The sequence below is a fragment of the Streptomyces sp. NPDC001770 genome, from assembly GCF_053596135.1.
Map to the genome: position 1 here is coordinate 76,683 of NZ_JBSFFN010000036.1, position 19,708 is coordinate 96,390.

The following is a 19,708-nucleotide window of genomic DNA, read 5'->3' on the forward strand; positions in this document are numbered from 1 at the left end:
GGGCAGCGGACGGCCTGGCCCAGGGCCGGAGATCGCCGGTTTGCACGGACTCGCACAGAAATGCGCATCGCCCGCGGGAACGTCGCGGGGACATGCGGCAGAGCCAGTCTAATGAAGGACTTCGCGGTGTCTAGCCTTGCAAAGAACTAATTTTCGACCGAGACGCCAATGTTTTCGCAGGCAGTTCCTTCCTCCCCCAGCAGTCTCTCCGCCGTCGCCCGGTGCAGCGCGGCCGCAGCGGGGTCGCCGAGCCGGTCCAGGGTGTCGGCCAGCCGCAGCTGCAGCGCCGCCTGGAGCCGCACGTCCTCGGCCTGCCGGGCCAGGTCGACGGCCTCCCGGCAGGTACGGAGCGAGTCGTGCGGGCGGCCCGCGTACTCCTGGACCCTGGCCGCTTCGCTGAGTGCCCTGGCCTGGGCCGGGAGGTCGCCGAGCCTGCGCAGGCCCGCCGCGGCGGCCCGCCAGTTGCGCAGCGCCTCGCCGTACCGTCCGGCGTACGCGTGCACCGCGCCGAGCCGTCCGTAGAGCCGCGCCTCGCCCTCCCGGTCGCCCTGTGCGAGGCGCTGGGCGAGCGCCCGGCCGTACCAGTCGGAGGCGCGCGGGTAGTCCCCCAGCTCGGCGTAGGCGCCTCCGACGGATTCCATGGCGCGGCCGGTGGCGTACAGGTCCTTCGCCTCCCGCCCGGCGTCCAGCGCGGCGCGGTAGCGGGCCAGGGCGGTGCGGGTCCGCCCCGTGGAGGCGTCCAGGTCGGCGAGGTTGAGCAGCGCGGCGGCGCGCTCCCGGTGCAGTCCCCGGCGCTCGGCGACGTCGAGCACCAGGCCGTGCAGCCCGTACAGCTCGGGGGCGGCGGCCTCCGTGCCGAGGTGGGCCGCGAGCGCCCGCACCAGGGCGGCGACCAGGCGGCGGGCGAGGGTGTCCAGCTCTCCGTCCGCCACCGCCATGCGGGCGGCGGCAACCAGCGAGGGCAGCCTGACGCGCAGCCAGACGGCGGCCTCCTCCGGGCCCGGGAACCGGAGCGCCCTGGGAAGTCCCGCGAGCTTGCGGCGGGCCGGGGAGCCCTCGGGCTCGGTGACCGCCCGGCAGGAGTGGAGCAGCCGTACGGTGCGCTCCAGCATCCGGGCCCGGGCCAGTTCGGTCTCGGCCGGCCGGTCGCGTTCCTCCAGGAGCGCCCGCACCAGGGGTGCGAGGCAGCCCGGCACCTCGTACTGGGGCTCGGCGGCGCCGTCCGTACGCAGCAGGCCGAGGGCGACGAAGTCGTCGAGGGTCCGGCGGGCGGCGGAGACGGAGCAGCCGGCCAGCGCGGAGGCGGTGTGCGCGTCGGCGAGGCCGGCGGGCGCGAGCGCGAGCAGTCGCAGGATCCGGGCGGGGGTCTCCAGCAGGGAGTCGTGCGCCATCCGGAAGGCACGGGCCAGCGGGCGGGCGCCCACCGGCTGCTCGGTGTCCTCCGGGGTCCCCCTCAGGTGCTGGGTGGCGTCGGCGACGGAGGCGGTCGGGCGGGCGGCGATCCACCCCGCGACGAGCAGCAGGGCGGCGGGCTGGCCGCCGCACTCCTCCACGAGGGTCTCGGCGGTCCGGGGGTCCACGGTGATCCGCACCTGTCCGACCACCCCGGCGAGGAGGCGCACGGCGGAGCCGGTGTCCAGCCCGCCGATGGTGCAGGGGCGGACGTCGGGGACGCCGGTCAGCGGGCCGGTCGCGGTGGCCAGCACCAGGCAGCCGGGGCCGTCCGGGAGGAGGGGGTCCACCTGCTCGGCGTCCACCGCGTCGTCGAGGACGAGCAGCAGCCGCCGCACGGCGAGAGCCTCGCGGACCATCTCGGTCAGCTCGTCGGCGTCCGCGCCGGGCGGGGTGTCGAGGGAGAGCAGGCCGAGGATCTCGCGGGCGGTGCGTTCGACGGGCACCCGGGTGCCGTCGGGGTCGGCCAGGGCGACGCGCAGCACGCCGTCCGGGTAGTCGCCGCTTCCGGTGCCGGGCGCGACCCAGGGCAGCGGGCCCATGGAGCCGCCCTCGGGGGCCGCGCCGGTCAGGGTGCGGGCGAAGGCGGCCGCGAGGGCGCTGCGCCCGGACCCGGCGCGTCCCGCGATCAGCAGGACCCGGGCGCGGGCCGCCTTGCGGCCGGCGAGGGTGTTCAGCCCGGCCCGTTCGATGTCCTCCTGAAGGGCTTTCAACTCGCGTCGGCGGCCGAACAGTTCGGGTGGGGCCGTGCCGGAGGGCTCCTCGGTGCGGGGCGTTCGGGCCGGGCCGCTGGTGTCCACCGCCTGATCCGTCACGAGCCACGCTCCACTTCGCCGCACCCGGTGCCCGCCGGAGTTCCGGCGGGCCTTTCGAGCCTAGTTCAGCGGTGCCGCCGATCAGGGCGGAGCGGGGCGGGGACATCGCCCGATCGGATCAGCGATTCTTACGATCGTCCGATGGGTACGGGGCGGGTGAAGGCGGCTCCCTATGCCTCGAACGGCCGGGCCGGCCAGGGGGCCTCCGCCGGGCGCAGCGAGTCCTCGCCGTCCCCCGCGCGGGCGGCGGTCAGCGCCGTGACGCCCATGACCAGGCAGCTGTTGTGCAGTTCGCCCGCGAGGACGCCCCGCACCAGGTCCGCCAGCGGGACCCGCGCCTGTTCCATGTCGGCCTCCTCCTCGGAGACCGCGAAGCGCTCGCCGACCGCCTCGGAGAGGTCGCGGGCGAGGAAGATGCGGACCGCCTCGTCCGAACCGCCGGGGCTGGTGTAGACGTCGGTCAGGACCCGCCAGTCCTCCGCCTTGACATGCGCCTCCTCGTACAGCTCGCGCTGGGCGGCGGCCAGCGGGTTCTCGCCGGGGACGTCGAGCAGTCCGGCCGGGATCTCCCAGAGCTTGTGGCGGACCGGGTGGCGGTACTGACGCAGCACCAGGACGTGGTCCTGGTCGTCGATCGCCAGGATCGCGACGGAGCCGGGGTGGACCTGGTAGTCACGTCCGACGACCGTGCCGTCGGGCATCACGACGTCGTCGGTACGGACGCTGGTCTTGTTGCCGGTGAAGGGCGTCACCGTCGCGGTGACCCGCCATTCCTCGGCCCTGTCCTGGATGCCCATCTGCGTCCTCCCGCTTCACGAACGAAAAACCGGGGCACCCGTCCTCGGCGGACGCGTACCCCGGTCAACGGTAATGCCTCGGGACTACTTGCCCGACGCGACGGCCTCCGCCTGGCGGGCGACGGCGGCCTTCACCAGACCCGCGAAGAGCGGGTGCGGGCGGGTCGGGCGGGAGCGCAGCTCGGGGTGGGCCTGGGTGGCGACGAGGTAGGGGTGTACCTCGCGGGGGTACTCGACGTACTCGACGAGCTTGTTGTCCGGGGAGGTGCCGGAGAAGACCAGTCCGGCCTTCTTCTCCAGCTCCGAGCGGTAGGCGTTGTTCACCTCGTAGCGGTGGCGGTGGCGCTCCTCGACGTACGGCTCGCCGGCGTACGCCTCGCGGACGAGCGAGCCCTCGGCGAGCTTCGCCGGGTAGAGGCCCAGGCGCATGGTGCCGCCCAGGTCGCCCGCGCCCTCTACGTACGCGAGCTGCTCCTCCATGGTGGAGATCACCGGGTGCGCGGTCGCGGCGTCGAACTCGGTGGAGTTGGCGTCCGGGATGCCGGCGATGTTGCGGGCCGCCTCGATGACGATGCACTGGAGGCCGAGGCAGAGTCCGAGCAGCGGCACCTTGTTCTCGCGGGCGTACTGGATCGCGCCCACCTTGCCGTCGACACCGCGCTCGCCGAAACCGCCGGGAATGCAGATGGCGTCCACGCCCGCGAGGTGGCGAGCGGCGCCGGCCGGGGTCTTGCAGTCGTCGGAGGTGACCCACTCGACCTTGACGCGGGCCTTGTTCGCGAAGCCGCCGGCCCGGATGGCCTCGGTGACCGAGAGGTAGGCGTCGGGGAGGTCGATGTACTTGCCGACCAGGGCGACGGTGACCTCGTGGTCGGGGTTGTGGACGCGGTCGAGCAGGTCGTCCCAGGTGCTCCAGTCCACGTCCCGGAAGGGCAGGTCGAGCTTGCGCACGACGTAGGCGTCCAGGCCCTCGGTGTGCAGCACCTTCGGGATGTCGTAGATCGACTTGGCGTCGACACAGGCGACGACGGCGCTCTCGTCGACGTCGCACATCAGCGAGATCTTGCGCTTGATGGCGGTGGGGACGTCGCGGTCGGCGCGGAGCACGATGGCGTCCGGCTGGATGCCGATGTTGCGGAGCGCGGCCACGGAGTGCTGGGTCGGCTTGGTCTTCAGCTCGCCGGAGGGGCCGATGTAGGGCAGCAGCGAGATGTGCACGACGAAGACGTTGTCCCGGCCGACCTCGTGGCGCACCTGGCGGACGGTCTCCAGGAACGGCAGCGACTCGATGTCGCCGACGGTGCCGCCGACCTCGGTGATGACCACGTCGACGTCGCCGGTCGCCATGCGGCGGATGCGGGACTTGATCTCGTTGGTGATGTGCGGGATGACCTGGACGGTGTCGCCGAGGTACTCGCCGCGCCGCTCCTTGGCGATGACCTGGGAGTAGACCTGCCCGGTCGTGACGTTGGCGGAGCCGTCGAGGTCGACGTCGAGGAAGCGCTCGTAGTGGCCGATGTCCAGGTCGGTCTCGGCACCGTCGTTGGTGACGAACACCTCACCGTGCTGGAAGGGGTTCATCGTGCCGGGGTCGACGTTGAGGTACGGGTCGAGCTTCTGCATCGTGACCCGGAGACCACGCGCCTTGAGCAGTGCACCCAGACTGGAGGCAGTCAGACCCTTGCCGAGGGAGGAGGCGACACCCCCGGTGACGAAGATGTGCTTGGTCGTCGTGGATGTGGGCTGCATAGCCAAGAGGGGGCTCCCGTGGTAGCGAATCTGGGGTACGTACCGGCTGCCGAACCGGAGATTCCGGGGGTGCCGTCGCTGCGGTTCGGGGGCCTCGTCCGCTCTCGCGTACGACCACCGGTCCACGGGCTACCAGCCTAACAGCGACCTGAGGACCCTGCTTCCGGTCACATGGTCGGCACGAGCACCACGATTCCTCCGCACCCGCCCCACGCCCCACCCGTTCGGTGCCGACAAGATCCACCAACCGTCGCGCGGATCACATCGGTGCGTCGTATCCTGCTCGGACACTCGCTGACGAGCGGGACGGTCGGCCTGCGGCACAACCCCGCCCGCTCCCGCCGGTCCAAAGGGCCCATCGACCCCTCCTGAACATTTCCCTTTTTTCACGCAGCAAGCGCCCCTCACCGGGGCGACACATGGCCGTTCGACTGGAGACGCACGTGGCCGGGCGCATCGAGGATTACGCACTCATCGGAGACATGCAGACAGCGGCGCTGGTCTGCCGGGACGGCACGGTCGACTGGCTCTGCCTGCCACGCTTCGATTCCCATGCCATCTTCGCGGGACTTCTGGGTACCGAGGAGCACGGCTTCTGGCGCCTGGGGCCGCTGGAGCCCTCACCCGAGGGCGCCGACGGCGCCGAGGCCGCCACCGAGCCGCCCGCCGCCGACCGGCGGCGCTATCGCGGCGACTCCCTCATCCTGGAATCGGAGTGGGACACGCCGCGCGGCACCGTACGCGTGATCGATTTCATGCCGCCCCGTGACGGCGCCCCTCAGCTCATCCGGATCGTGGAGGGTGTCAGCGGCCGGGTGACGATGCGCTCGTCGCTGCGGATGCGGTTCAGCTACGGCCGGATCACCCCCTGGGTGCACAAGGTGGACAGCCGCACGGTGGCCGTGGCCGGACCGGACTCCGTCTGGCTGGACACGCAGGCGGAGACGTACGGCAAGGACCTGACGACCTACTCCGACTTCACGGTCTCCCCCGGCGACCGCGTCGCCTTCACGATCAGCTGGCAGCCCTCGCACCACCAGCCGCCCGCCCTGCCGGAGCCGGAGGGCTCGCTGGAGGCGACGGAACGGTTCTGGGAGGAGTGGGTCGCGCAGTGTACGTACCACGGCCCCTACCGGGAGGCCGTGACCCGTTCGCTCATTACCCTCAAGGCGCTCACCTACGCGCCGACCGGTGGCATCGTCGCCGCGCCCACCACCTCGCTGCCCGAGGAGATCGGGGGCGTACGCAACTGGGACTACCGCTACACCTGGCTCCGCGACGCCGCGATCACCCTCTCCTCGCTGCTGCGCACCGGCTACCGCGAGGAGGCCCGCGCCTGGCGCGAGTGGCTGCTGCGGGCCGTCGCGGGCGACCCGGAGAACCTGCAGATCATGTACGGCATCGCCGGCGAGCGCGAGCTCGGCGAGGCGGAGCTGGACTGGCTGCCCGGTTACGAGAACTCCGGCCCGGTCCGCGTCGGCAACGGCGCGGCCGACCAGCTCCAGCTCGACGTGTACGGCGAGGTCACCGAAGCGCTGCACCTGGCGCACATGACGGGCCTGACCCGCAACGACTACGCCATGGGCCTCCAGCTCAAGCTGATCAGCTACCTGGAGCAGCACTGGTACGAACCGGACGAGGGCATCTGGGAGGTGCGCGGCCCCCGCCGGCACTTCGTGCACTCCAAGGTGATGGCCTGGGTCGCGGTCGACCGGACGATCAAGCTGATCGAGTCCGGCGACGTGGAAGGGCCGCTGGAGCGGTGGCGCGAGCTGCGCGACGACATCCACCGCGACGTCTGCGACCGGGGCTACGACCCCGAGCGCAACACCTTCACCCAGTCCTACGGCTCGAAGGAACTGGACGCCTCGCTGCTGCTGATCCCGCAGATGGGCTTCCTCCCGCCGGACGACAAGCGGGTCATCGGCACGATCGAGGCGATCCAGCGCGAGCTGTCGACCGAGGACGGGTTCGTGCTGCGCTACCCGACCTCCGGCGACGACGCGGGCGTGGACGGCCTGGAGGGCGACGAGGGCGCGTTCCTCGCCTGCTCCTTCTGGCTGGCGGACGACCTGGCGATGATCGGCCGGGTCGACGAGGCCCGCCAGCTCTTCGAGAAGCTGCTCTCGCTCCGCAACGACCTGGGGCTGCTCGCCGAGGAGTGGGACTCCCGGCTCCAGCGCCAGGTGGGCAACTTCCCGCAGGCGTTCAGCCACGTCCCGCTCATCGACACCGCGCTGCGGCTGACGGCCAGCGGGGCGTACGCGGGCTGACCTGAACCGCCGCCTCCGCGCGCACGCCCCGGCCCCCTTCGTGGGTGGCCGGGGCGTTCCGTGTCCGGGACCGGCCCACCGGCTGTCCCACTGGGCTCTCCCGTCCCCCGGGACTACGCTGGAGAGGTACGTTTCCGCCCCTCGGAAGGGGGCGTCATGACGCCCCGCACTCTGTTCGACAGCTCTCTCGCCGCGCTGCGGGAGGGGTTCTCCGGCGCGATCCACACCCCCGAGGACGAGGGGTTCGACGAGGCGCGCGCCGTCTTCAACGGCATGATCGACCGCCGTCCCGCCCTGATCGCCCAGTGCGCGTCCACCGAGGACGTCGCCTCGGCCCTGCGGTGCGCCCGCGCGGAGGAGCTGGAGATCGCCGTACGCGGCGGTGGCCACAGCGTGGCGGGCATGGCGTCGAGCGAGGGCGGGCTGGTCGTCGATCTGCGCCGCATGCACGAGGTGACCGTCGACAGGGAAGCGGGCACCGCCCGGGTCGGCGGGGGTGCCACCATGAGTCAACTGGACCGTGCCACCCAGCCGTTCGCGCTGGCCACCACGGGCGGGCGGGCGTCGACGACCGGGGTCGGCGGATTCACGCTGGGCGGCGGATCGGGCTGGCTGGAGCGGAAGTTCGGGCTGGCCTGCGACAATCTGCTCGCCGCCGAGGTGGTCACGGCCGACGGCTCGCTGGTCCGGGCGAGCGAGCGGGAGAACCCCGGCCTGTTCTGGGCGCTGCGTGGCGGCGGCGGGAACTTCGGCGTCGCCACCTCGCTGACGCTCCGTCTCCACGAGCTTCCCGCCATGAGCATGGCGCTGCTCTTCTTCCGCTCCGAGGACGGCCCGCAGGCCGTCACCGCCTTCCGCGACCTGATGGCGACGGCGCCCGAGGAGGCCGGCGGCGGCTGCCTCTATCTGACCGGTCCGCCCGAGGAGTTCGTGCCCGAGCGGCTCGTCGGCAAGCCGGTCTGCGCGGTCCTGCTCACCTGGGCCGGTACGGAGGACGGGCTGCGGGATGTCGCCGCACCACTGCTGGCCCTCCCCCACGAGGCGGAGGTCGTCGCCGCGATCCCGTACGCGGACCTCCAGTGCATGCTGGACGATCCGCCGGGCCAACGGAACTACTGGTCGGCCGAGTACCTGGGCGCTCTCCCCGACGAGGCGGTGGCCGCGTTCTGCTCGACGGCGGGCGCCATGCCCGTACCGTCCGGGTCGCAGCACATCCTCTTCCCGTTGGGCGGGGCGGTGGCACGCGGGCCGGCCGAACTGCCCGTACGGTGGCGCTCGTCGCCCTGGGTCGTGCACCCCTTCGGCATCTGGGAAGACCCGGCCGACGACGCGCGCGCCCGGCACTGGGTCCATGAGGCGCGGGCCGGGGTCCGGCCCTGGGCGGACGACGCGGTCTACCTCAACTTCATCGGCCAGGAGGGGCACGAGCGCGTCGTCGCCGCGTACGGCGAGGAGAACTACGCCCGGCTCGCCGGGGTGAAGCGCCGCTACGACCCCGACAACATGTTCCGCCTCAACCACAACATCGAGCCCGCCGCAGCCTGAGCGGAGGCCGGGTCAGCGGGTCCGGGTGAGGGGCTGCGCCAACTCGTCGTAGACGGTGAGGACATGGGTGATGGTGTCCTCCTCGGTGGGCCAGCCCGCCGCCTGCACCCGGCCCTCGGCGGCCAGCAGGGCGCGCCGGTCCGGGTCGAGGAGCAGCCCCGAGACCGCCCGCGCGAGTGCCTCGGGATCGCCGTACGGGACGAGTTCGGCGGCGTCGCCCACGAGTTCGGGGATGCCGCCGACGGCGGTGGCCACCAGCGGGGTACCGGCACGCAGCGCGTCCTGGGCGAGGTGGGAGCGTGCCTCCCAGCGGCTGGGGATCACCACGAGGTCGGCCGCCGCGACGAGTTCGGGGATGTCGTCCCGGGCGCCGATCAGCCGGACGGGCAACCGCTCGCCCTTGATGCGGCGTTGCAGAGCGGCCCGCTCGCGGCCCTCGCCGGCGACGACCAGCTGGGGCACCGGGTCGAGGTCGCACAGGAGCCGGGCCGCGTCGAGCAGGATCCCGTAGCCGTGACGAGGCATCAGGGAACCGGCCGTGAGCAGCAACGGGCTTCCCACCGCGCCGAGTTCGGCGCGGACCTTGGCGAGGTGCGCCTGGTCGGCGGCGGTGCGGGGGACGGGTGCGGCGACCGGTGCCAGCCGGGCGTCCCGGGCACCCCTGCGGCGGGCCCGGTCCACCAGGTCGGACGAGGTGCCGAGCAGGACGGCGGCCGCCCGGGCCGCCCGGACCTCCAGCAGGTGCCGCACGTGCCTCCGGGCGCCCTCGGCGTGGCTCCGGCCGTGCCAGGTCACGACCAGCGGGGTGCGCAGCCCGCCGAGCGCGGCGGCGGCGCGGACGGCCGCGTGCGGGCCGTGCGCGTGCACCACGTCCGCGCCGAGGCAGGCGGAGCGCAGGGCGGCCATGGAGACGGGGTCGCCGCGCCGGGGCACCGCGGCGAAGCGGGCGCCGGTCGCGGAGAAGTCGTGGACCAGGTCCACGGCGGCGGGCGCGCAGACGGTGACCTGCACCCCCCGCGCGACCAGCCCGGCGGCGAGCGATCCGACGTGGGCGCCGCTGCCGGCACCTCCGCCGCCCAGGACCTGCACCGTTCGCAGCTGTGACACGTCGATTGGCTCCCGGACTTCCCGCGTCGTTGAGGGGTGCGTGCCACGGCGGGCACAGCCCCAAGGATGCCAGTCCGTACGGGCGTTGCCGACCGCCGGAACGTTGCTGCACCCTCGTGCGGCGACAACCGGCCGTTTCGTACCACTCGCAGGAGTGATGCCTCCGGCGCGAAATCGCCGTGCGGGGCGCCGTTGCAACCCCTCGCACATCGTGCGCGCGCCCTCGACCATCGTGCGCGCGCCTTCGTGCTCCGGAGCGGGTCCGGGGGCCGCGAGGGCCCCCGGACACTGTCTAGGCGCTGTCCGCCCGTGCGGTGGCCAGCAGCTCCTCCGCGTGGGCGCGGGCCGTCTGGGAGTCCTCCTGGCCCGCGAGCATCCGGGAGAGTTCGCGTACCCGGTCCTCGCCCTCCAGGACGGTGACCCCGCTCCTGGTCACCGAGCCGTCCACGGTCTTCTCGACGAGCAGCTGGCGGTCGGCGAACGCGGCCACCTGCGGGAGGTGGGTCACGACGACGACCTGGGCGGTCCTGGCGAGCTTGGCGAGGCGGCGGCCGACCTCCACGGCCGCCTTGCCGCCGACGCCCGCGTCGACCTCGTCGAAGAGGTACGTGGGGACGGGGTCGGAGCCGGCGAAGACGACCTCCACGGCGAGCATCACCCGGGAGAGCTCGCCGCCCGAGGCGCCCCGGGCGATCGGCCGGGGCTGGGCACCGGGGTGCGGGGCGAGCAGCAGCTCGACCTCGTCGGCGCCGGCCGGGCCGTAGACGACGCTGCGGCCGCCCACGTCGATGCCGGAGCCCTCGTCGGGCGCCTCGGTCTGCCGGACGGCGAAGGAGACGCGGGCGTGCGGCATCGCGAGGGAGGCCAGCTCCTCGGTGACGGCCGCCGCGAAGCGGGCCGCCGCTTCGGTACGGGCGTCGGTGAGGGCCTGGGCCAGCTCGGAGAGCTCCTCGCGCAGGGCGTCGCGCTCCTCGGTGAGTTCACCGATCCGGTCGTCGTCGCCCTCCAGCTCGGTGAGGCGCGCGGCGCCCTCCTCGGCCCAGGCGAGCACGGCGCCGACGTCCTCGCCGTACTTGCGGGTGAGCGCGGTGAGCGCGGCCCGGCGCTCCTCCACCGAGGCGAGGCGCAGCGGGTCCGCGTCGAGCTGGTCGGCGTATCCGGCGAGGTCTCCGGAGACGTCGGCGAGCAGGATGGAGATCTCCCCGATGCGGTCCGCGAGAGCGGCGAGGGCGGGGTCGTGGGAGCGTACGGCGTCCAGTGAGCGGCCGGCCGCCGCGACGACGGTCGTGGCGTCCACGACCTCCTGGTCCTCCGGGTTCCCGGCCAGCGCGGTGTGCGCGAGGGCGGCGGCGGAGGCGAGGGCCTCGGCGTGCCCGAGGCGCTCGGCCTCGGCGGCGAGTTCGGCGTCCTCCCCGGGCAGGGGTTCGACGGCCGCGATCTCGTCGAGGCCGAAGCGCAGGAGATCCGCCTCCTGGGCCCGCTCCCGGGCCCGGGTGGTGATCTCGTCCAGCTCCACGACGACGGCGCGCAGCCGCCGGTAGGCGGCCGCGTACTTGGCGTGCGGCACGGCGACGCCGTCGCCCGCGTACCGGTCCAGGGCCTGCCGCTGCCGGGCGGGCTTGAGCAGCCCCTGCTGGTCGGTCTGGCCGTGCACGGCGACGAGCTCGTCGGCGAGCTCGGCGAGCACCCCGACGGGCACGGATCTGCCTCCGAGGTGGGCCCGTGAGCGGCCCTCCGCCGAGACGGTGCGGCTGATCAGCAGCGCGCCGTCCTCGATCTCCGCACCGGCCTCCTCGGCCCGCAGGGCGACCGTGTCCCCGTCCTTGACCGTGATCCGTCCCTCGACCACCGCGGCCTTCGCACCGATCCGCACCAGGGCGGGATCGGCACGTCCGCCGAGCAGCAGCCCGAGGCTCGTGACGACCATGGTCTTGCCCGCACCGGTCTCACCCGTGACCGCGGTGAATCCGGGCGACAGCTCGACCACGGCATCGTCGATGACTCCGAGCGACCGTATCCGCATCTCCTCCAACACGGACACGACCATACGAGGTTTCACCGCCCCCGTGCGACGGCCCCCGCCCGCGACGCGCCCGCAGGCGTCTGCGCACGGCCCCGGTCCACCGGCCCGGAACGGGTGTCCGGGGGCGGTGCCGGGGCCGTGCGCGGTCCCGTCACTGCGGCAGGCCGCGCCATCCGGAGACCGGCAGCGCGAACTTCGCGACCAGCCGGTCGGTGAACGACGCGTGGTGCAGTCGCGCCAGCCGTACGGGTACCGCTCCGCGCCGTACCTCGACGCGGGCGCCTGCGGGCAGCTCCACGTTCCGGCGGCCGTCGCACCAGAGGACTCCGTGCGGAGTGTGCGGCTGGACCTCCACCGCCAGCACCGACGACGGCGAGGTGACCAGCGGCTTGGCGAACAGCGCGTGCGCGCTGATCGGCACCATCAGCAGGGCCTCGACCTCGGGCCAGACGACGGGACCGCCGGCGGAGAACGCGTAGGCGGTCGAGCCGGTGGGGGTCGCGCAGACGATCCCGTCGCAGCCGAACCCGGTGACCGGACGGCCGTCGATCTCCAGGACGACCTCCAGCATCCTTTCGGGCGAAACCTTCTGCACGGCCGCCTCGTTGAGCGCCCAGTCGGTATGCACGACCGCGCCGTTGCTGTGCACCACGACGTCGAGCGTCATGCGCTCCTCGACCTCGTACGCCCGGGTCACCACGCGGGCGACCACCCGGTCCAGGTCGTCGCGTTCGGCCTCGGCGAGGAACCCGACCCGGCCGAGGTTGACCCCGAGCATCGGGACGCCGGAGGCGCGCGAGATCTCGGCGCCGCGCAGCAGGGTGCCGTCACCGCCGAGCACGATCAGCAGTTCGCACCCGTCCACGGCGGCCGGGGTCGCCTCGGCGACCGTCTCCACCGCGGCCGGGAGCGGCAGGTCCGCGGCCTCGGCCTCCAGGACCCGCACGCCGAGGCCGTTGCGCAGCAGTCCCTGCACCACGAGCTCCGCACTGCGGATCGCGGCCGGACGGCCGGTATGCGCCAAAAGGAAGACTGTTCGTGCCGTACTTGTCGTCGTCGTCAACGAGGCCCCTCCGCCACTGCACGGTCCACATCTGCCGGATCCAGTTCGGGTGCGCCGGCCCGCAGCCACAGAAAGTACTCGACGTTCCCCGAGGGGCCGGGCAGCGGACTGGCCGTGACCCCGCGCACCCCGAGCCCCAGCGCCGCCGCCCGGCGGGCGACTTCGCGTACCGCCTCGGCGCGCAGCTCGGGGCTGCGCACCACCCCGCCGCTGCCGAGCCGCTCCTTGCCGACCTCGAACTGCGGCTTGACCATGAGGACGAGGTCGGCGTCGGGGGCGGCGCAGCGCACCAGGGCGGGCAGTACGAGCCCCAGCGGGATGAACGAGAGGTCGCCGACCACCAGGTCCACCGGCAGCCCGTCGATGTCGTCGAGCGTCAGTTCGCGCACGTTGGTGCGGTCCTTGACGACGACCCGCTCGTCCGACTGGAGCGACCAGGCGAGCTGTCCGTAGCCGACGTCGACGGCGAGGACCCGGCGGGCCCCGGCGCGCAGCAGCACATCGGTGAAGCCGCCGGTGGACGCCCCGGCGTCCAGCGCGCGGCGGCCCTCCACCTCCAGTCCCAGCGGGACGAACGCGGCGAACGCGCCGGCGAGCTTGTGCCCGCCGCGCGAGACGTACTCCGGGTCGCTCTCGTCCTTGGCCACGACCACGGGGGCGCTGGTCTCCACCTGGGTGGCGGGTTTGGTCGCGACCAGGCCGCGTACGGAGACGCGTCCCGCGGCGATCAGCTGGCTCGCGTGCTCGCGCGAGCGGGCGAGCTTGCGGTGTACCAGCTCTGCGTCGAGGCGGCGACGGGCCACTCCTGCCACGGCTACGTTCAGCTCCTGTTGTCGTACGGGGGTGCGGGTGCGGGCCCTGCGTCCAGCGCGGTCAGCGTGGAGCGCAGCCCACGGTGTACATCCTCGTACACCTCGGTGTGTCCGTCCGCCGCGAGGTGGTCGGCGTCGGCCAGGCGCTCCAGCGCGGCGTCCACGGCGGCGTTCCCGGTGGGGGTGCGGACGACGCCGAGGGGGGCAGGGCCGGCGGGCGCGGGGGCGGGGGCGGTGCCGGGTCCTGCCGCCTCCCCGCCGAGGGTCTCCGCCTCGTCGCCGGGGGCGGTGCCGGGTGCCCGCGCGGGCGCCGTCCCGGGCCCCGTCGTCAAGTCGCTCATGCCGGAACGCTACCTCGGTGGGCTGGGGTACCGTCGATCACGATGGCGACCATGGCAGAGTGCCGCAGCGCACTGGACAGACTTTCCGACAATCTCGCGGGCGCGGACGGAGACGTGCGCAGCGCCGCCTCCCTGGACCGCTCGCTGAGCTGTCACATCAAGGACCTCGATGTGACGTTCACCGGCCGGCTCACGGACGGCCGCATCCGGGTGCTCGACACCGTCGAGGGCCCGCCCCGCGAGAAGGCCGAGATCAGACTGGCGATGACCGGCGACGACCTGGTCGCGCTGGTGGACGGCGACCTGAACTTCGCCAAGGCGTGGGGGGCGGGCCGGGTCCGTCTGGAGGCGGGGTTCCGGGACCTGCTCAAGCTGAGATCGCTGCTCTGAGGGGTGTTCGAGGCGCCTGGGACGCGCCCGCCCGGTCTTCACCGTCTCGGGTCGCCGGTCACCGCCCGAGCCGCCCCGGGCGCCTCCGCGGGCCCGCCGTCAGAGCCCCAGGCGGGCGACGGCCTTCCCCGCGTCGAGGGCGCACGCCTCGGTGCCCCCGGCGGTCCACGCGGCGCCGCAGAGCGCCCGCAGCCCGTCGATCGCGTCGAGGGCGTCCCCCTCGCCGTCCATGACCAGCTCCTGTCCGCGGACGGAAGCGGTCCACCCGCCGCAGCGGGCCGTACCGTCCTCCACCGTCACCTCGGGCTGCCCGGTGAGCAGCCCGCGCAGGTCCCGGTCGATGTACGTCGGACGGTGCTCGGGCACGGCCGCGACCAGCTGGGCGGCGTCGGTCACCCCGGTCAGCACCAGCAGCGAGTCCACTCCCCCGTTGAACGCGCCCTCGATGTCGGTGTCCAGGCGGTCGCCGACGACGAGCGGGCGCTCGGCCCCGGTACGCAGCACGGTCTCCCGGTGCATCGGGGGCAGCGGCTTGCCCGCGACCTGCGGCTCGGCGCCGGTGGCGATCCGGACGACCTGGACCGCCGCGCCGTTGCCGGGGGCGATGCCCCGGGCGCTGGGGATGGTCAGGTCGGTGTTGGACGCGAACCAGGGCAGGCCCCGGTTGATCGCGTACGCGGCCTCCGCGAACCGCGACCACGGGAAGTCCGGGCCGCCGTATCCCTGCGCCACCGCCACCGGGTCGTCGTCCGCCGAGTCGACCGGGACGAGCCCGCGCTCCTCCAGGGCGACCCGCAGCCCCTCGCCGCCGATGGCGAGGACCCGGGCGCCCGCCGGGAGCTGGTCCGCGACCAGCCGGGCGACCGCCTGCGCGGAGGTGATCACGTCCGACGGCTCGGCGGGCACCCCCAGCTCGGTCAGGTGGGCCGCCACCGCGGTGGGTGTCCGCAGCGCGTTGTTGGTGACGTACGCGAGGTGCATCCCGCCGTCCCGCGCGGTGGTGAGCGACTCGACGGCGTGGCCGATCGCCTGACCGCCCGCGTACACGACCCCGTCGAGGTCGAGCAGAGCCGTGTCGTACGCCTCGCTCAGCGGCGTACCGCTGCCGAGCGGCCGGGACGTGTCCTGCTGACTCATTGTGTTCGCTCCTCGTTCGATGCCTCTGCCCCGATCATCCCGCATCGGCACCCCGCACCTACGATGCGGGGATGGACACATCGGGGCACGCCGGGAAGGGGCACGCCGGAAGGGGCCGCTCCGGGAAGGGGCTGCGCCTGTTCCCGTTCCGCGGCGTGCGTTACGTCCCCGAGCGGGTGGGCAGCCTCGCCGCGGTGACGTCCCCGCCGTACGACGTGGTGGTGCGTCCGGACGGCCTGCACCACCTGGAGTCGGCGGACCCGCACAACATCGTGCGGCTGATCCTGCCTCAGGACGGGTCTCCCGCCGCCCGCAACCGGCTGGCGGCCCGGACCCTGGAGGAGTGGCTCGCCGAAGGGGTGCTCGCCACCGATCCCGAACCCGCGCTCTACGTCTACGAACAGCGCGGCAACGGCATCCTCCAGCGCGGTCTGATCGGCGCCCTGGCGCTCTCCCCCGCCGCCGACCGGGTCGTCCTCCCGCACGAGGAGGTGATGGACGATGTCGTGGCGGAACGGGCCGCCCTGATGCGCGCCACCGGCGCCCACCTCGAACCGCTGCTCCTGACCTGCCCGGGTGACGGTACGGAGTCCGGTGCGGCGGCGGTCGTCGAGCGGGCGGCCCGGCGGACCCCGCTGCTCACCACCGTCACGGAGAACGGGCTCCGGCACCGGCTGTGGGCCGTCACCGATCCGGCGGAGCAGGCCGAGGCCGCCGCCGATCTCCTGCCCCGCCAGGCCCTCATCGCGGACGGCCACCACCGGTGGGCCACCTATCTGCGGCTCCAGCGCGAGCGGAGCACCCCCGGGCCGTGGGACTTCGGCCTGGTCTTCCTGGTCGACACGGCCCGGTACCCGCTCCAGGTGCGCGCGATCCACCGGGTGCTCCGCCGGCTCGCCCCCGCCGGCGCCCTGGCCGCGCTCGGGGACCGGTTCCGGGTGCGGGAGGTGGCGGGCCCGCTGCCCCGGGCGCTCGGCGCGCTCGCCGCCGCTTCCGAGGAGGGCAACGCCTATCTGCTGGCGGGCGACGGTACGTACCGCCTCGTCGACCGGCCCGACCCCGCCCTGCTCGCCCGTACGGTCCCCGCGGGCCGCCCCGAGGCCTGGCGCACCCTGGACGCGACGGTGCTCCACGAGACGCTGCTCGACCGGGTCTGGCGCATCCCGGACACCGGCGAGGAGATCGCGTACCTCCACGACCCGGTCGCAGCGGTCGAGCAGGCCGAACGGTCCGGCGGGACGGCCGTCCTGATGCATCCGGTGCGCGAGTCCGTCGTCCGCGACCTCGCCCGGCAGGGCATCACGATGCCGCGCAAGTCCACGTCCTTCGGCCCCAAGCCGGCGACCGGCCTGGTGATGCGGAGACTCGCCGACGACGACTGAGCGGCGCGTCCGTACCCGCTGCGGATACGGATATGGATACGAAGAAGGGCGGCACCCCCGGAGGAGTGCCGCCCTTCTTCTACCTTCTGCCGCCACCGCCTACGCGGTGCGTACCGCTCAGGCCTTGGCCGGACCGTCGGCGGCCGGACCGTCGGCGTCGGGCTGCTCGGTGCTGTGCTCGGCGTTCCGCTCGGTGCTCTGCTCAGCCGCCGGGGTCGCGTCGGCGGCCGCGTCGGCGCGGTCGGCCCACGCGTTCAGCTCGTCGGTGTCGTCCTCGTCCTCGTCGTCGAGGTCGTCGCGGTCGTCACCCTCGATGTCGCCACCCTCGATGTCGTCGGCGATGTCGTCGTCGGCGATGTCCACCGCGGAGTCCGCCGCCGTGTCCGTGTCCTGGACTGCGGGGGCCGCGTGCCGCTCGGCCGGAGCCGTGGCGGGAACGTCCTCCTCGTCGCCGTCCAGGGCGTCCACGAACTCGACTCCGTCCAGCTCGGCGAGGCGGTCGGAGGCGTCGGTCGCGCCGTCCTTGTCGGACTCGATGGCCTTGGCGAACCACTCGCGGGCCTCGTCCTCACGGCCCGCCTCCAGGAGCGCGTCGGCGTACGCGTAGCGCAGGCGCGGGGTCCACGGGTGAACGGCGTTGGAGGCCAGCTCGGGGCTCTGCAGGGTGACGATGGCGGCGTCGATCTGACCCATGTCACGGCGGGCACCAGCGGCCACCAGGCGCATCTCGACCTGGCCGGCCTTGTCCAGCTTCTGGACCTCGGGCTCGCCCGCCATCGCCATGGCACGCTCGGGGCGGCCTAGGCCGCGCTCGCAGTCCGCCATGACGGGCCACAGCTCCACGGAGCCGGTCATCCGCTTGGCGGCGCGGAACTCGGCCAGTGCCTCCCCGTACTTCTGCGTGGCGTACGCGGCGAAGCCGGCCGCCTCACGGACGGCGGCGACGCGCGAGGCGAGCCGGAGGGCGACACGGGAGTACCCGTACGCCTCCTCGGGGTCCTCGTCGATGAGCCGGGCGACCATGACGAGGTTGCGCGCGACGTCCTCGGCAAGGGTCTTCGGCAGGCTCATGAGCTCCTGCCGGACCTCCTTGTCGATCTCGAAGCCCGTGACGTCGTCGGGGATGGGCAGCCGCTTGATGGGCTCACGGTCACGGTCGCCCTGGTAGCCGCCACGGTCGTCGCGGCCCTGGTAACCACCGCGGTCGTCCCGGCCCCGGTAGCCGCCGCGGTCGTCACGCTGGCCGCGGAAGCCACCGCGGTCGTCGTCACGGCGCGGGGCACGGTCGTCGCGGCGGAAGCCGCCACCGGCCCCGGAGCCGCCACGGTTGTCGTCACGACGGAAGCCACCGCCGGAGGGACGGTCGTCGTCACGGCGCGGGCCGCGCGGGCGGTCGTCACGGCGCTCGAAACCACCCGGACGCCCACCACGGTCGTCATCACGACGAGGAGCGCGGTCATCGCGCTGACCGCGGAAGCCACCACGGTCGTCGTCCCGGCGGGGAGCGCGGTCGTCGCGGCGGAAGCCGCCACCGGTGCCGGAGCCACCACGGTTGTCGTCACGACGGAAACCACCGCCGGAGCCCGAACCACCACGGTCGTCGCGGCGGAAACCGCCGCCCGAACCGGAACCACCACGATTGTCGTCACGACGGAAACCGCCACGGTCGTCGTCACGGCGCGGGGCACGGTCGTCGCGGCGGAAGCCGCCACCCGAGGGGCGGTCGTCACGGCGCTCGAAACCGCCCGGACGTCCACCACGGTCGTCATCACGACGCGGGGCACGGTCGTCACGACGGAAGCCACCACCGGAACCGGAACCACCACGGTTGTCGTCACGACGCGAACCACCGCCGGAGCCGGAACCACCACGGTTGTCGTCACGGCGGAAACCACCGCCCGAACCGGAACCACCACGGTTGTCGTCACGACGGAAACCGCCACCGGAGCCAGAACCGCCACGGTCATCGCGACGGAAGCCACCACCGGAACCGGAACCACCACGGTTGTCGTCACGACGGAAACCGCCACCGGAGCCAGAACCACCACGGTCGTCGCGGCGGAAACCGCCGCCCGAACCGGAACCACCACGGTTGTCGTCACGACGGAAACCGCCACGGTCGTCGTCCCGGCGCGGGGCACGGTCGTCGCGGCGGAAACTGCCACCCGCGGGGCGGTCGTCACGGCGCTCGAAACCGCCCGGACGTCCACCACGGTCGTCATCACGACGCGGGGCACGGTCGTCACGACGGAAACCACCACCGGAACCGGAACCACCACGGTTGTCGTCACGACGGAAACCGCCACCGGAGCCGGAGCCACCACGGTTGTCGTCACGACGGAAACCACCGCCGGAGCCAGAACCACCACGGTCATCGCGACGGAAGCCACCGCCGGAGCCCGAACCACCACGGTCGTCACGACGGAAACCGCCGCCCGAACCGGAACCACCACGGTTGTCGTCACGACGGAAACCGCCACGGTCATTGTCACGGCGCGGGGCGGCGGAGCGGTCGTCACGACCGCCGCGGAAGCCGGCCCTGTCGCCACCGTCCCGGCGACGCGGCTCGCGATCCGGACGATCGTCGGGAGAGTTGGTGGACATGGGTACGACTCCTGTCTTTGGGTACTGCAAACATTCTCGCGCAGCCGACCTGACGACGCGCTTCGGGAAAACAAAAGGACCCTTGGTCCCAGCGTGAACGCTGGGACCAAGGGTCCTTGAAAGATTGTTCGGCGGCGTCCTACTCTCCCACAGGGTCCCCCCTGCAGTACCATCGGCGCTGAAAGGCTTAGCTTCCGGGTTCGGAATGTAACCGGGCG

The 19,708-nt window shown here is 73.4% G+C and carries 14 protein-coding genes, 1 rRNA gene and 1 pseudogene; 4 read left to right on the top strand and 12 right to left on the bottom strand.

Annotation, left to right across the window (positions count from 1 at the left end):
* Positions 1-146 precede the first annotated feature (146 nt).
* The 3 genes from ACWCSV_RS27810 to ACWCSV_RS27820 form a co-directional block, all read right to left on the bottom strand.
* Positions 147-2,267, bottom strand: coding sequence for a tetratricopeptide repeat protein (locus ACWCSV_RS27810; protein ID WP_451146760.1), 2,121 nt, complete (start codon positions 2,265-2,267; stop codon positions 147-149).
* A 170-nt stretch (positions 2,268-2,437) separates the two neighbouring features.
* A complete protein-coding gene (locus ACWCSV_RS27815) occupies positions 2,438-3,064 on the bottom strand; it encodes an NUDIX domain-containing protein (RefSeq protein ID WP_451146762.1) in 627 nt (208 codons plus the stop codon).
* A gap of 84 nt (positions 3,065-3,148) precedes the next feature.
* Positions 3,149-4,813 (bottom strand): CTP synthase, encoded by a 1,665-nt coding sequence (locus tag ACWCSV_RS27820; protein WP_451146764.1) that lies wholly within the window; start codon positions 4,811-4,813, stop codon positions 3,149-3,151.
* A 443-nt stretch (positions 4,814-5,256) separates the two neighbouring features.
* On the opposite strand from ACWCSV_RS27820, the gene ACWCSV_RS27825 reads away from it, so the two are divergent.
* Together ACWCSV_RS27825 and ACWCSV_RS27830 are read left to right on the top strand one after the other, a co-directional pair.
* A complete protein-coding gene (locus tag ACWCSV_RS27825; protein ID WP_451146796.1) occupies positions 5,257-7,086 on the top strand; it encodes a glycoside hydrolase family 15 protein in 1,830 nt (609 codons plus the stop codon).
* A 156-nt stretch (positions 7,087-7,242) separates the two neighbouring features.
* Positions 7,243-8,631 carry an FAD-binding oxidoreductase gene (locus tag ACWCSV_RS27830; RefSeq protein WP_451146766.1) on the top strand — a complete coding sequence of 463 codons (1,389 nt, stop codon included), beginning with the start codon at positions 7,243-7,245 and terminating at the stop codon, positions 8,629-8,631.
* A 12-nt stretch (positions 8,632-8,643) separates the two neighbouring features.
* Here the strand turns inward: ACWCSV_RS27830 and ACWCSV_RS27835 are convergent, their stop codons facing one another.
* The 5 genes from ACWCSV_RS27835 to ACWCSV_RS27855 all read right to left on the bottom strand — a co-directional run bounded on the left by ACWCSV_RS27835 (position 8,644) and on the right by ACWCSV_RS27855 (position 13,977).
* Positions 8,644-9,738 carry a glycosyltransferase family 4 protein gene (locus ACWCSV_RS27835; RefSeq protein WP_451146768.1) on the bottom strand — a complete coding sequence of 365 codons (1,095 nt, stop codon included), beginning with the start codon at positions 9,736-9,738 and terminating at the stop codon, positions 8,644-8,646.
* Between the two features lie 292 nt (positions 9,739-10,030).
* Positions 10,031-11,779, bottom strand: coding sequence for a DNA repair protein RecN (gene recN, locus ACWCSV_RS27840; RefSeq protein ID WP_451146770.1), 1,749 nt, complete (start codon positions 11,777-11,779; stop codon positions 10,031-10,033).
* A gap of 133 nt (positions 11,780-11,912) precedes the next feature.
* Positions 11,913-12,824 carry an NAD kinase gene (locus ACWCSV_RS27845; protein WP_451146772.1) on the bottom strand — a complete coding sequence of 304 codons (912 nt, stop codon included), beginning with the start codon at positions 12,822-12,824 and terminating at the stop codon, positions 11,913-11,915.
* Positions 12,821-13,636: a TlyA family RNA methyltransferase gene (locus ACWCSV_RS27850; protein ID WP_451146774.1), complete on the bottom strand. Its 816-nt coding sequence runs from the start codon at positions 13,634-13,636 to the stop codon at positions 12,821-12,823. Before ACWCSV_RS27850 ends, ACWCSV_RS27845 begins: the two co-directional genes overlap by 4 nt.
* 8 nt (positions 13,637-13,644) lie before the next feature.
* Positions 13,645-13,977 carry a hypothetical protein gene (locus ACWCSV_RS27855; RefSeq protein WP_451146776.1) on the bottom strand — a complete coding sequence of 111 codons (333 nt, stop codon included), beginning with the start codon at positions 13,975-13,977 and terminating at the stop codon, positions 13,645-13,647.
* A gap of 42 nt (positions 13,978-14,019) precedes the next feature.
* Here ACWCSV_RS27855 and ACWCSV_RS27860 point away from each other — a divergent pair, with 42 nt between their 5' ends.
* A complete protein-coding gene (locus ACWCSV_RS27860) occupies positions 14,020-14,367 on the top strand; it encodes an SCP2 sterol-binding domain-containing protein (RefSeq protein ID WP_390965685.1) in 348 nt (115 codons plus the stop codon).
* Between the two features lie 99 nt (positions 14,368-14,466).
* Here the strand turns inward: ACWCSV_RS27860 and ACWCSV_RS27865 are convergent, their stop codons facing one another.
* Complete coding sequence (locus tag ACWCSV_RS27865; protein WP_451146778.1) at positions 14,467-15,504, bottom strand: HAD-IIA family hydrolase; 1,038 nt, start codon at positions 15,502-15,504, stop codon at positions 14,467-14,469.
* 71 nt (positions 15,505-15,575) lie between these two features.
* Between ACWCSV_RS27865 and ACWCSV_RS27870 the strand changes: the two genes are divergently transcribed.
* Entirely contained in the window at positions 15,576-16,886 is a 1,311-nt protein-coding gene (locus ACWCSV_RS27870; RefSeq protein ID WP_451146780.1) for a DUF1015 family protein, read from the top strand.
* Between the two features lie 117 nt (positions 16,887-17,003).
* On the opposite strand, the gene ACWCSV_RS27875 is transcribed toward ACWCSV_RS27870, so the two are convergent.
* The 3 genes and pseudogenes from ACWCSV_RS27875 to rrf form a co-directional block, all read right to left on the bottom strand.
* Complete coding sequence (locus tag ACWCSV_RS27875) at positions 17,004-17,957, bottom strand: tetratricopeptide repeat protein (protein ID WP_451146798.1); 954 nt, start codon at positions 17,955-17,957, stop codon at positions 17,004-17,006.
* Positions 17,958-18,383: 426 nt separating this feature from the next.
* Positions 18,384-19,076, bottom strand: a pseudogene (locus tag ACWCSV_RS27880) (tetratricopeptide repeat protein); the annotation flags it as partial.
* Positions 19,077-19,616: 540 nt separating this feature from the next.
* A 5S ribosomal RNA gene (gene rrf, locus ACWCSV_RS27885) occupies positions 19,617-19,708 on the bottom strand; the annotation flags it as partial.

Excerpts from the sequence above, each read along its gene's own strand:
- ACWCSV_RS27815 (WP_451146762.1), bottom strand. The coding sequence starts at position 3,064 with ATGGGCATCCAGGACAGGGCCGAGGAATGGCGGGTCACCGCGACGGTG.
- ACWCSV_RS27820 (WP_451146764.1), bottom strand. The coding sequence starts at position 4,813 with ATGCAGCCCACATCCACGACGACCAAGCACATCTTCGTCACCGGGGGT.
- ACWCSV_RS27830 (WP_451146766.1), top strand. The coding sequence starts at position 7,243 with ATGACGCCCCGCACTCTGTTCGACAGCTCTCTCGCCGCGCTGCGGGAG.
- ACWCSV_RS27855 (WP_451146776.1), bottom strand. The coding sequence starts at position 13,977 with ATGAGCGACTTGACGACGGGGCCCGGGACGGCGCCCGCGCGGGCACCC.
- ACWCSV_RS27860 (WP_390965685.1), top strand. The coding sequence starts at position 14,020 with ATGGCGACCATGGCAGAGTGCCGCAGCGCACTGGACAGACTTTCCGAC.
- ACWCSV_RS27865 (WP_451146778.1), bottom strand. The coding sequence starts at position 15,504 with ATGAGTCAGCAGGACACGTCCCGGCCGCTCGGCAGCGGTACGCCGCTG.
- ACWCSV_RS27870 (WP_451146780.1), top strand. The coding sequence starts at position 15,576 with ATGGACACATCGGGGCACGCCGGGAAGGGGCACGCCGGAAGGGGCCGC.
- ACWCSV_RS27875 (WP_451146798.1), bottom strand. The coding sequence starts at position 17,957 with ATGAGCCTGCCGAAGACCCTTGCCGAGGACGTCGCGCGCAACCTCGTC.